The organism is Candidatus Palauibacter sp., from assembly GCF_965197445.1.
Taxonomy (GTDB): domain Bacteria; phylum Gemmatimonadota; class Gemmatimonadetes; order Palauibacterales; family Palauibacteraceae; genus Palauibacter.
Window position 1 is genome coordinate 1141914 of the sequence record NZ_CBDANE010000005.1, and the last position, 11811, is coordinate 1153724.

Annotated in this window: 8 protein-coding genes and 1 tRNA gene; 5 read left to right on the forward strand and 4 right to left on the reverse strand. The window is 66.7% G+C overall.

Features of this window, described 5'->3' with window-relative positions; genetic code table 11:
- Positions 1–25 precede the first annotated feature (25 nt).
- The 4 genes from tig to dnaK form a co-directional block, all read right to left on the reverse strand.
- Positions 26–1297 (reverse strand): trigger factor, encoded by a 1272-nt coding sequence (gene tig, locus ACN9M6_RS12375; RefSeq protein WP_419163207.1) that lies wholly within the window; start codon positions 1295–1297, stop codon positions 26–28.
- Positions 1298–1352: 55 nt separating this feature from the next.
- Positions 1353–1436: transfer RNA gene (locus tag ACN9M6_RS12380), tRNA-Leu, on the reverse strand.
- 86 nt (positions 1437–1522) lie between these two features.
- Positions 1523–3085, reverse strand: coding sequence for a trypsin-like peptidase domain-containing protein (locus ACN9M6_RS12385; RefSeq protein ID WP_419163208.1), 1563 nt, complete (start codon positions 3083–3085; stop codon positions 1523–1525).
- 215 nt (positions 3086–3300) lie between these two features.
- Complete coding sequence (dnaK, locus tag ACN9M6_RS12390) at positions 3301–5244, reverse strand: molecular chaperone DnaK (RefSeq protein WP_419163209.1); 1944 nt, start codon at positions 5242–5244, stop codon at positions 3301–3303.
- 283 nt (positions 5245–5527) lie between these two features.
- Between dnaK and ACN9M6_RS12395 the strand changes: the two genes are divergently transcribed.
- From ACN9M6_RS12395 to ACN9M6_RS12415, 5 genes are all read left to right on the forward strand, one after another.
- Entirely contained in the window at positions 5528–6979 is a 1452-nt protein-coding gene (locus ACN9M6_RS12395) for a NupC/NupG family nucleoside CNT transporter (protein WP_419163210.1), read from the forward strand.
- A complete protein-coding gene (locus tag ACN9M6_RS12400) occupies positions 6976–7821 on the forward strand; it encodes a purine-nucleoside phosphorylase (protein WP_419163211.1) in 846 nt (281 codons plus the stop codon). The genes ACN9M6_RS12395 and ACN9M6_RS12400 overlap by 4 nt, the downstream gene beginning before the upstream one ends.
- 248 nt (positions 7822–8069) lie before the next feature.
- Complete coding sequence (locus ACN9M6_RS12405) at positions 8070–9203, forward strand: hypothetical protein (RefSeq protein WP_419163212.1); 1134 nt, start codon at positions 8070–8072, stop codon at positions 9201–9203.
- A gap of 15 nt (positions 9204–9218) precedes the next feature.
- Positions 9219–10403, forward strand: coding sequence for a hypothetical protein (locus ACN9M6_RS12410; protein WP_419163213.1), 1185 nt, complete (start codon positions 9219–9221; stop codon positions 10401–10403).
- A gap of 220 nt (positions 10404–10623) precedes the next feature.
- A complete protein-coding gene (locus ACN9M6_RS12415; RefSeq protein ID WP_419163214.1) occupies positions 10624–11790 on the forward strand; it encodes a hypothetical protein in 1167 nt (388 codons plus the stop codon).
- The last annotated feature ends 21 nt before the right edge of the window (positions 11791–11811 follow it).

Sequence of the window (11811 nt, forward strand, 5' to 3'; positions counted from 1 at the left end):
GCCCCCTGGTTTTTTCCCCGCCCGATCAGGTCACGTCCGAGCGGTCGATCAGAAACTTGAACGCCTTGTCGATGGCGAAGCGGCGGCGCAGGGGATCGAGTTGCTTTTCCCTCGCGAGCTGTCGACGGATTTCCACCACACTTTTGCCCCTCGCCTCCGCCAGCTTTGACAAGCGCTCGTCGAACTCCTCACTCGACAGATCGAGATCCTGATCCTCGATGAGCCGCTCCAGCACAAGGTCCCGCTTGACCTGACGCTCCACGACGGGCGTCACCGACCTGCGAGCTTCCTCTACTTGCTCGGGGTCGGTCCCCTCAGGGGCGTCGATCACCCGATCAAGATAATGCGACAGGAGACTCGGCGGCACCTCGAACCCGTTGGCCTCGATCACCGCGTCGACGAGCTTCTCGCCCACCTCTTCATCAGCCTCGCGTTCGCCCCGCAGGCGCAGTTCCTCTTCGATCGCCTCCCGAAACTCGACCAGCGTCGAGAAGTTCCCGACCTCGCTCGCGAACTCATCCGTGAGCTCGGGGAGCTGGCTGGTGCGGACATCATCGAGGTGGATCCGTAGCGACCGGGTGGTTCCGGCCAGCTCCTCGGATCCGAAATCCTCCGGATAGGAAACCGTGAAGCGGCCTTCTTCTCCGGGCGCCAGCGTGAGGATCGCCTCCTCTACATCCGGAATCGCGTAGCCGGCCCCGAGCTCGAACCGGTACGGCTTCGCGGGGGCATCGTCGTCGCCTTCGTGCTCCCGGATCGTCACCGATACGACATCTCCGCTCCGGGGCTGGCGATCCGCGGGCTGGAGCACCGCGTGTTCCTTACGGAAGTTCTCGACGACTTCGTCGATCGCGGTGTCCGGGACATCGACGTCACGCCGCTTCACGCGGAAGCCGCCCGTCCGAGCCAGGTCAACCTTCGGCATCACCTCGACGTCGATGCGGAACGAGAGCCGCTCCCCCGGCCGGTAGTCGACCTCGCTCACGACGGGTTCACCGATGGTCGAGAGGTCGTGCCGCCGCACCGCGTCCCGGAACGCGCCGTTCACAAGCGCGTCGACCGTCCGCTCGTCGATCAAGGGGCCGTAGCGCTCCTCGACAATCCTGATCGGGACCTTGCCCTTCCGGAATCCCTTGATGCGGGTGGTCTTGCGGATCTTGGCCGCCTCCCGGCGCCGGGCCGCCGCCACCTGGGGGGGCGCGACCGTGATGTCGAGACGGCGCAGGTAGTCGTTCTCCCGCTTGATCGCGACATCGAACGGATCTGCGGCGGCGGTTCGCGCGTCGGCTGCACTCAAGGGCGGTATGGCTCCGGCTCCGCGTCCCCGGACGGGCGGACGGTTCAGGTCGAGGTGCGAAAGGGGGGATTCGAACCCCCACGGCCAAGCGGCCACCAGCTCCTAAGGCTGGCGCGTCTGCCAGTTCCGCCACTTTCGCGTGATTCGGCGGGAATCTCGGGATCAGTCAGAACGGGGGCAAGCAACGGCGGACCGGAACTGCCGGCCGGCCCGCCGTGCCGCGGATCAGCGCTCGGGGATCAGAACGCTCCGGATCTGGCTCTGCTGATCGAAGTCCCGGAGATAGCGCAGGCTCACGGCATCTCCGGGCCGCAGGCCGGCGACGATGCGGTCGTAGTCCGTGCGGCCGCGAACCTCGGCGCCGTTGATGTCGATAATCGTGGCGCCGACCGGGATCCGGCCGAACTGTCGACCCACCGCACCGCGCGGGTCGCCGCCGACGATGATGACGCCCTCGACGTCTTCGTCGCCCTCGTATCGCCGGAGGTCCGCGCGTGACAATTCGTCGTAGTCTCTCACCTCGAGGCCGAGTGCGTCGCCGGACTCGGTTGGCTCGGCTTGCGCGGCGAGCCTCGGAGGAGAGTCCACCTCCGCCGGGATCAGCGTAACGCTCGCCACCTCGCGCTGGACGGTGGATCGGCGCACGATCTCCAGGTTCACGGTTTCTCCGGGTTCGAACGCGCGGATCCGTCGCTGCAGTTCCGACACGCCGGAAATCGGCTCTCCCGCGGCCGCCACGATCACGTCACCCACCTCCAGCCCCGCATCGCGCGCCGGGCTGTCTCCGGACGAGAAACTCTGAATCAAGGCGCCCTCCACCCGATCCAGGCCGTAGAACTCGGCATCGGCCGCCGTGACATCAGTGATCGCGACGCCGATCAGCGCCCGCCGCACCTCGCCGAACTCGATTAGATCGTCAACGACCTCGCGAGCCAGTTCGATCGGCACCGCAAACCCATACCCCTGGTAGCTCCCCGTTGTCGAGAGGATTGCCGTGTTAATCCCGATCACTTCTCCCGCAGCGTTCACCAACGGCCCACCGGAGTTGCCGCGGTTGATGACCGCATCGGTCTGGATGAAGTCCTCGATCGCGAACGGGTTCCCCCTCAAGCGCCCGAGGATGTCGATGTTCCGGCCCTTGGCCGATACGATGCCGGCCGTGACCGATGAGTGAAGCGGTCCCGGCGACGACCGGAAGCCGGGGCTGCCGATCGCCAGCACCCACTCGCCGACCTCCGTCGCGTCACTGGAGCCGATCGGCAGCACGGCCAGTTCATCCGCGTCGAGCCTCAGCAGGGCGACATCGGTCTGCGGATCGCGTCCGACGAGTTCCACGTCGTTGAAGCGACGGCCATCGTGGAGTTGGAGGTCGATCCGCTCGGCGTCGGCGACGACATGGTTGTTCGTCACCACGTAGCCGTCCTCCGAGACGATGAAGCCGGATCCGCTCCACGCTTCCATGCGGGTCGGCGGGTCTTCCTCGTCGCCGGGCCCCGGCTCCAAATCCGGCGGAAACGGGAACGGGCTGAAGGACGGCATCCCGCGCTCTCCCGACACGTACAGAGTCACGACAGCGGGCGCGACCCGGTCGGCCACGTCCGCGAAGCCGTTCTCCATCGTCGGCGCCGCGGCGCCGGGCGCTCCGATCACCCAGCCGGGGTCCGTGTCGCCGTCCGCCGCGATCGAGAACGGCGTCAGGTCAAGCGCCGAGGCCAGCCCCAGGCCGAAGGCGAATGCGATGGTGGTCGCAATCAAGAGATTCAATCGAGTACGCAACGAGTCGCTCATCCGCTCCATCTCCCTCTCCCGGCCCGACCCATCGCATGGCCGGACCCTTTATTCATCAGGACAATCTAGCGTTTCAGTGCATCTCCCTCCAATGACGGCGTCAGACCGGCGCGAGTCACCCGAGGGGATGCGGGATCATAGGATGAACGGCCGCGACCCGGGGTTGCCCGCAGGGAGCTCGCCCGGGTCGCGCGTACAGCCTGTCGGGACGCCGCCTACTTATCGTCCCCGGACTCCTCGACGATCTCGTAGTCCGCCTCGACGACTTCCTCCTCGTCGGCGTCCTCGACCTCGACCCCGGACTCCGCGTCGTCCGGTCCCGGGGCATCGCCCGGCGCGGCATCGTCTCCCATCCCGGCGGCGGCATACATCTTCTGGGCTGCGGCGCCCACCGCCTCCTGGATAGCCGTCGTGGCCGCGGTGACCTCCTCCTGATCATCCTGCTTGAGCGCCGCCCGGCCACGCTCCATCGCCGCCTCGATCGCCGAACGGTCGTCGTCGTCGATCGATTCCTTCCAGTCCTCGAGGTTCTTCTCGGTCTGGTAGACGAGCGAGTCGAGCCGGTTCCTGGCCTCGACGACCTCCCGGCGTTCCTGGTCCTCGGTCGCGTGCGCCTCGGCGTCCCTGACCATCTGATCGATCTCGGCGTCGGAGAGTCCCGAAGATGCCTCGATGCGGATCTTCTGCTCCTTCCCGGTCGCCTTGTCCTTGGCGCTCACGTGGAGGATGCCGTTCGCGTCGATGTCGAACGTGACCTCCACCTGCGGCACACCCCGCGGCGCGGGCGGGATTCCCGTCAGCTGGAAGCGGCCGATCGTCTTGTTGCCGCTCGCCATCTTCCGCTCGCCCTGCAACACATGGATGTCGACCGTGCTCTGGTTGTCCTCGGCGGTCGAGAAGATCTCGGACTTCTTGGTCGGAATCGTCGTGTTCCGCTCGATGAGCGACGTCATGACCCCGCCGAGCGTCTCGATCCCGAGCGACAGCGGCGTGACGTCCAGAAGCAGGACGTCCTTGACGTCGCCTCCGAGCACGCCGCCCTGGATCGCGGCCCCGATCCCCACCACCTCATCCGGGTTCACACCCTTGTGCGGATCCTTTCCGAAGAAGTCCTTCACGACTTCCTGGATCTTCGGAATGCGGGTTGAACCGCCGACCAGGATGACCTCGTCGATCTCGCTCACCGAAAGCCCCGCGTCTTCGAGCGCTTGCGCCATCGGCGGGATCGTGCGCTGGATCAGGTCGTCCACCAGCTGCTCGAACTTGGCCCGCGTGAGCACCAGATTCAGGTGCTTGGGCCCCGCCTGGTCGGCCGTGATGAAGGGCAGGTTGATGTCCGTCTGCATGGTCGAGCTGAGCTCGATCTTCGCCTTCTCCGCGGCCTCCTTGAGGCGCTGCAGCGCCATCGGGTCGGCCGACAGGTCGATTCCCTGATCCTTCCGGAACTCCTCGACGAGCCACTGGATCAGCCGCTGGTCGAAGTCATCTCCGCCGAGGTGCGTGTCGCCGTTGGTGGCCTTCACCTCGAACACCCCGTCGCCGAGTTCGAGCACGGAGATGTCGTAGGTGCCGCCGCCGAGGTCGAACACCGCGATCTTCTCATCCGACTTCTTGTCGAGACCGTACGCGAGCGCGGCGGCGGTCGGCTCGTTGATGATCCGTCGGACCTTCAGACCGGACACCCTGCCCGCGTCCTTCGTCGCCTGGCGCTGCGCGTCGTTGAAGTACGCCGGGACCGTGATCACGGCCTCCGTCACTTCCTGACCCAGGTAGTCCTCGGCCGTCTGCTTCATCTTCTGGAGCACCATGGCCGAGAGTTCGGGCGGCGTGAACGTCTTGTTCGCCTGCGGGACGCTGACCTGGACGCGATCCTGACTGTCGCCCTCGATCTTGTACGTCACCAGCTTCATCTCCTCGCCGACCTCGGACCGCTTGCGGCCCATGAAGCGCTTGATCGAGGCGACGGTGTTGAGGGGGTTCGTGACGGCCTGCCGCTTGGCGACCTGTCCCACGAGGCGCTCCCCTTCCTTCGTGAAGGCGACGACCGAGGGCGTCGTCCGCGCGCCCTCCGCGCTCGGGATGACGACGGGGTCTCCACCTTCCATCACGGCGACGACCGAGTTTGTCGTCCCGAGGTCGATGCCGATGATCTTGCCCATTGGGTTGTCCTTGTCCGGTGTTTCAATTCTGGTCCGCATGGCGCGGGTCGAGAGTCCGATATGGGACGTTCGCCCGCGAACAGGTACTCAGGTTGCAAGTGGCGTGCCTCCCCACGGGCCCCCTGATCGCCCTTTCCTCCGACAAAATGGCACTCAACCCGGTATCCAGCCGAGCTTGGGTGCCAAATCGGCAGACGGGCGAGGACGTGGCGCGGCGCGCGGGACGGAATATGTTGCCTCGACTCCCTTCGTCCCCAACCCGCCCACGCCCCGGAGAGCGCCGATGTCCTCGCATCGCGACGAACCCCGCTCCGCAGCGGCCAAACCCCCGACGGCGGTGCGGCGGGCGTGGCCGGCGCTGGCGATCCTTGCGGCCGTCGGGCTGTGGCTGGCTATGCAGCCCGCCCACGTGGCCGCCCAGGGACTCGCGGGCGTGGGTGGCACGATCGACGAACCGTTCCTCTCCCGTCTGCTTCGTGGCCTGCTCGGTGTCGCCTTCCTGCTCGGCACCGTGTGGGCCTGTTCCGCGCACCGGAAGTCGATTCGCTGGCCGCTGGTGGCGAAGGGTCTCGGGCTGCAGATCGTGTTCGCCCTCCTCGTCCTCAAGACCGGGCTCGGGCGGGGGTTCTTCAGCGCGGTCAACGACGTGTTCGTCGCGCTCATCGGATACACGAACGCGGGTTCACGCTTCCTCTTCGGGTCCCTCGTGGACGCTTCGGCCCCGGTAGAGGGAGGCGCGGGCGGGCTCGTGAACATCGGCGCGAACTTCGCGTTCAGTGTTCTGCCCACGATCATCTTCTTCTCGTCTCTGATGGCCCTCGCCTATCACCTGGGCGTCATGCAGCGGGTCGTGCGTCGCGTCGCGTGGGCGATGCAGCGTACCCTCGGCACGAGCGGCGCCGAGACGACGTCGGCCGCGGGCAACATCTTCGTCGGCCAGACGGAGGCACCGCTGCTCATCCGCCCGTTCGTCGACCGGATGACGCTGTCGGAGCTCAACACGGTGATGACGGGGGGCTTCGCGACCGTGGCGGGCGGGGCGCTGGCCGCGTACGTGGCGATGCTCGTGGGCGTGTTCCCGGACATCGCGGGCCACCTGCTCGCGGCGAGCATCATGGCCGCGCCGGCCGGGATCGTGGTCAGCAAGATACTCATGCCCGAGACCGGCGAACCCGTGACCCGCGGCACGCTGGAGGTCGACCTGCCGCGGACGCACGCGAACGTAATCGACGCGGCGGCCGGAGGGGCGGGCGACGGCCTGAAGCTCGCGCTGAACGTGGGCGCGATGCTCCTCGCCTTCCTTGCGCTCATCGCGCTCGCCAACGGCTTCATCGGCTGGGTGACGGGCCTCGTCGGCGTGGAAGGGATCACGCTCGAACGGATCTTTGGTTGGGTTTTTGCCCCGGTGGCGTGGCTCATCGGCGTACCTTGGGTCGACGCGGTCGAGGTCGGGACGCTGTTCGGCGTGAAGATGGTCGCGAACGAGTTCGTCGCGTTCACCAACCTCGGGGCCGGTCTCGGGGGCGACCTGCAGCTCTCCAACAAGTCGCTCATCATGTGCACCTACGCCCTGACCGGCTTCGCGAACTTCAGTTCAATCGCGATCCAGATCGGCGGCATCGGCGGCATCGCGCCCCACCGCCGGAAGGACCTCTCGAAGCTCGGACTGCGGGCGATGCTCGGCGGCACCGCCGCCACATGGATGACCGCGACCCTGGCCGGAGTCCTCGCGTGACCGGACCCGACGAGATCCAGGCGCAGGTCGAGTCGGCGGCAACCGCGCTCCGGACGCGGATCGAGGCCCGGCTCGGCGGGACGACGCCAGGGGTCGCGATCACGATGGGTTCGGGGCTCGGCGGTCTCGGCGCGGAGATCGAGGATCCCGTGCGGGTGCCGTACGAGGAGTTGCCGGGCTGGCCCCGTCCTACAGTGATCGGTCACGCCGGCCATGCGCTCATTGGGACGCTCGGCGGACGGCCCGTGCTCGGCCTGAGCGGGCGGGTGCACCTCTACGAGGGCGGGCCGCCGGCCCGGGTCGCCTTCTACGTGCGGGTCGCGGCGGCGCTCGGCATCCCGGCGCTCTTCCTCTCCAACGCGGCCGGGGCCATCCGGGCGGGCTGGCACCCCGGCGAACTGATGCTGATCTCCGACCACCTGAACCTGACCGGCACGAGCCCCCTCATCGGGTCCGTGGTCGGGACGGAGAGCCGCTTCCCCGACCTGACCTTCGCCCATGACCGGGAGTTGCGGGCGATCGTGCGCGGGTCCGCGTCCGAACTCGGCCAGACGCTGCACGAGGGCGTGTACGCGGCGATGCACGGGCCCGCCTTCGAGACGCCGGCAGAAATCCGCATGCTGCGGGCGCTGGGCGCCGACGCCGTGGGCATGTCGACGGTCCCGGAGGTCATCACTGCGCGGGCGCTCGGCATCCGTTGCATCGCGGTCTCCTGCCTCACGAACTACGCGGCGGGAGTCCTCGACGAACCGCTGAATCACGAGGAAGTGCTGGAGACGACGAAGCTGGCGCAGGCCGATTTTCAGCGGCTCGTCGCCCTGTCGGTCTGCCGGTTCCCGTAAACTGCCGCCGGCTGCCCGAAGGCTGTTGGCGCCAGGGCCGCGGAGCGCCTCGCCCGAACACCGGCCCCGCCATCGGCAGGGTTGACAAGCGGTTAGGGGGGGGTACGGTCGCCGCGTCGGCAATCGTGATGTTGCGCCAGTCTTCTTAACACCTGGGACAGACGCTTCGTATGCGGCGAATCGATCGGGAAAGACGGAAGACCGAGGCGGTTCCCCCCGCCGCCGGCACAGGCGAGCGCACGCGGTCGATGATCGTCCGCTCAATACTCCAGCGCGTGAGCCTCTCCCGCACGGTCTGCGTCAGCGTTGTCGTTCCCGTGCTATTGCTCGGTTATCCGGACGCTGCCTTTGGCGAGCTGAGCCCGAACCGACTTCTGCCGCTGGCCGCCCTGTCCAGCCAGGCAATGGTTACCAAGGAATCGAATGCTGCGGCCGTGATCGAGTTGACCGAGCAAGTTCGCGTTCCCGTACCTGAACGGAGACTGCTGCGGGGCGCCGTGTTGTCACCCTCGGGTGAACTGATCGTCGCCTGGTTCGATAGGGTCCCGGGCGTTCGCGTGTACCACGGCGCCGTCGCGACGGACATCCTTGTGCATGATGTGGACTACCCAGTCGGCGTTGGGTTTCTCGACGAAGGCAGGATGGAAATCGTTGATGCCGCAAGCGGTGACGTGGTGCTCGCCGACACTGCGGGAAACGTCATCTCCCGGCGCAGTTTGCCGACCGCAAGGGAATCAGATGCGGCCGCCCGAACCGCGTCCGGGTGGTTTCTCGTGTTCCCCGACTCCGTACCACCCCGCGTCCGGATGCCGGACAGCCATGGGGCCTGGATACCCGACTCGACCTACACGAGAGTCCTCTCGCTGGCGGCCTCCGGGCACGAAGCACTCGTATGGCAGAGTTTCAGTCCCTTCCGTGTCTGGCGCATCGGGAGCGGCATCGGGAGCGGTACGGACTGGATACCTGTGGAGCTTGAACGAGTCACTCCCGACTGGTTCGCCAATGATGTAGCCCAATCATTGCGGCTGGATCCGGGCATCTGGAGTTCCACCTCGGTTGTAGCAATCGGGCCCGGCTATGTCCAAACCCTGGCGCACCCAACTCCCTTCTGTAATCTCTGCGACCTGTCAGGGGAGGACTGCCACGTTTTCTCGATGCTCGACGGCCGCGCGGCACCCATCGAACAGTTCGAATCGCCAGTTTACACGGCCCCGATCGAGCTACAAGCGCTCAACGCCGCGTACGGATCGACCGATCCTATCGCGCCCCGCCGACGGGCAGGCGAGATTAAGCGATCATGCGATGGAGGAATCATATCCAAATCGTATACAGTGGCCGAAGTAGATGCGATACAAAAAGAGACAGCCCAACTCCGGCTGTAGGTAGGGGGCGGCGACATGCTTGAGACGCACAGACGGGTTATCGGTCGTGTGGTACCTGCGTTGGTGCTCGCGTGCGGCATCCAGCTGTCGTCCGGCCCGGTTCTGGGCCAGACGCCGGAATGGTCCCTTCGGCGGGTTGTCGCGATTGGGAGTGTGGACGACCGGGTCTATGGCTTGTCAGCGGTGCGGGACGTGCTGACGGACGCCGACTACGTGTACGTTCTGCTCGGTCAGGAGGGGAGAGTCCGGGTCTTCACGCGAGCCGGGGAGTTCGTTCGTGATCTCGGCGGTCGAGGTGAGGGCCCGGGAGAGTTGATGACTCCGTCATCTATGGGCTGGCATCGGTCAAGGCTATGGGTTGCTGATCCCACTTTGAGGCGCTTCACGCTGTTCGATGTCGCGACCGGCGAGGCCGAAACAATCCCGTATGACGTGGACGCCCCGCTGGCTTACCACTTCTTGAGCATGGTGCCCAGAGCCATCCTTGCCAACGGCGGGCTGGTCGGATCCCCGACCTACTCGGGGCCCAGGGTCGTCGCGCGGGGGGGGATTTCGCACCTGCCGCAGCTCGTTTCCGACACCACAGGCACCCTGCGCGACACCTTGGCCATCCTCTCTCTCGGAGGCGGACCCGTTGAGCTGAGGGCTGGACTCGCGCCGGGCGTGAGACGGTATGCGGCGCATCCGCTGTCGGACGACGACCTGATAACCTTCACGCCCGACGGATCGGGTGCGGTCCAGGTCAAGCGCAAGAGCTCGGAGGGTTCAGGGTCCGCGGAGTTCGAGGTGGTGAGAATCGGCGTTCTGGGCGACACGCTGTTTCGGCGTCGCATTGGCTATGAGCCTCGTCGAGTTCCAGAGGGGTTCTACACTGATGAGATCAGTCGGAGCCTGGATGGGCCAAGGGTTGTGGATCGCGGAGCTCATGCAAGCGCTCTCCGCGAGTTCTACGAGCAACGCAGATATTTCCCGCCGGTTACGACCGTTCGCGTGGGGAGCGACGGTACGACGTGGTTGGCCGGTCTGGATGAAGATGGCGTGCGCGAGTGGCTCGTCCTGGATGCGTCGGGAGCGAGTATCGGCCGGTTTCGGCTCCCCACGACGTCGCGAGTGTCCGCAGCCAACCGGATCGAAGCTTGGGTCGTGGAGAAGGATGCGCTCGACATCCCGTACGTGGTGCGCTACGACATCGTGCCGTAGCGCACCGCGCCGTCCGCTCCGCGATCAGGTCAAGACGTACATGCCCTCGTCGGTCTGCCCGTCCTGGGGTTGAGCGAACGGTCCGCCGCTACAGGGCCGGCCCGCGTCGACTTCAACGTGCGAGTCGCAGCGGTGCTGGAGATCCCGGTTCTCTTCCTCTCGAACGCGCGCATGCGAATTCCAGTTGACGGTGAGCCCGGCGGCCGGTAGGCGTCAGTACATGACTCTCAAATCTTGGACACTGACGTTACTCCTTGCCGTCGTGATCGCCGGTTGCGACTCGCTTGGATCCTCCGCCTGTGAAATCACGGACCTTGGCGGTCCGGTGGCGACGAACACGAGTGCCGCGATTTGGCTCGCGGAGCTTTCGTGGCGTGAAGTCTGGCGTGTCGGAGGGGCCGGTGAAGGCGAAGCGTTGGCCGTTCCGGCTGACGTCGCCGTGGGTCCCGACGGGTCGGTGGCCATCGCGGACTGGGGGCTGGCCGAAGTGGTCGTGGTCGATCCCGCTGGAGAATGGCGGGGGGCCGCCATGACTCGCGGCGAAGGCCCGGGCGAGGTTCGGGCGCCGGCCGCGGTGACCTGGGTGGATGCCAACACTCTCCTCGTCCTGGACCTCGGCACGAATCGGCTGACTTTACTCGACCTGGTGTCGCGTTCGAGCAGCGTGACGGCCGTCGATCCGGCGTTGCTCATGCCGGTGGTCATGTCCGGTGAGGTCGGGTACCTCTCCCTCCAACCCGACTACACCGTGTGGGTCGAATCCCCCGGTCTTGTGGAGGGCGGCTGGGAGGAGCGGTCCTTCGTCCGCTGGTCTCCCGACGCGGCCGCGCACGACACCGTGGCACGATCCCGCGTGAGCGTGCCCTCGGGTGTGGCACTCGCCGCCTGGCCGCGATCGCTGCTCGGTGTCGGTGCGGAGACCTGGGTCGTCTCCGACCCGGACGGGCGCTACGAGCTGGAGGTGTTCGACCGGGACGGCACGAGTCTCGTTCGGTTCTGCCATCCGGGGGAACCCCTTCCGCTCTCGCCTGCCGAGCGCGGGGACGAGCTGGACGAAGAGCTGCCCGACGCGTGGCGGAGCACCCTCGGCGCAGCCTTCGCCGAAGCCGGCGAGCCCCGGCTACCGCCCGTCATCTCCCGCATCGTCGTCGGTGCGGACGGACGCATCTGGGTTCAGCGAGACCGCCCGGCGCCCGGCGCAGGCAACCGCCACGGGGTATCGGGAGCCATGCATGACGTATTCCTCCCCTCCGGGCGATTCCTCGGCTCGATCCGTCTTCCGGAGGATCACCGACTACTGGAGGCGAGAGGGCGCAGGGTGTGGACCCTCCACATCGGTAGCTTGGACGAATCCTCCATCGTGGCCCTCGAAATCGAAGGACTCTGAGGTCGGAAACCGCTGCGGTTC

Coding starts and splice junctions, on each gene's coding strand:
- ACN9M6_RS12385 (WP_419163208.1), bottom strand. CDS start 3,085: ATGAGCGACTCGTTGCGTACTCGATTGAATCTCTTGATTGCGACCACC.
- dnaK (WP_419163209.1), bottom strand. CDS start 5,244: ATGGGCAAGATCATCGGCATCGACCTCGGGACGACAAACTCGGTCGTC.
- ACN9M6_RS12395 (WP_419163210.1), top strand. CDS start 5,528: ATGTCCTCGCATCGCGACGAACCCCGCTCCGCAGCGGCCAAACCCCCG.
- ACN9M6_RS12405 (WP_419163212.1), top strand. CDS start 8,070: ATGATCGTCCGCTCAATACTCCAGCGCGTGAGCCTCTCCCGCACGGTC.
- ACN9M6_RS12410 (WP_419163213.1), top strand. CDS start 9,219: ATGCTTGAGACGCACAGACGGGTTATCGGTCGTGTGGTACCTGCGTTG.
- ACN9M6_RS12415 (WP_419163214.1), top strand. CDS start 10,624: ATGACTCTCAAATCTTGGACACTGACGTTACTCCTTGCCGTCGTGATC.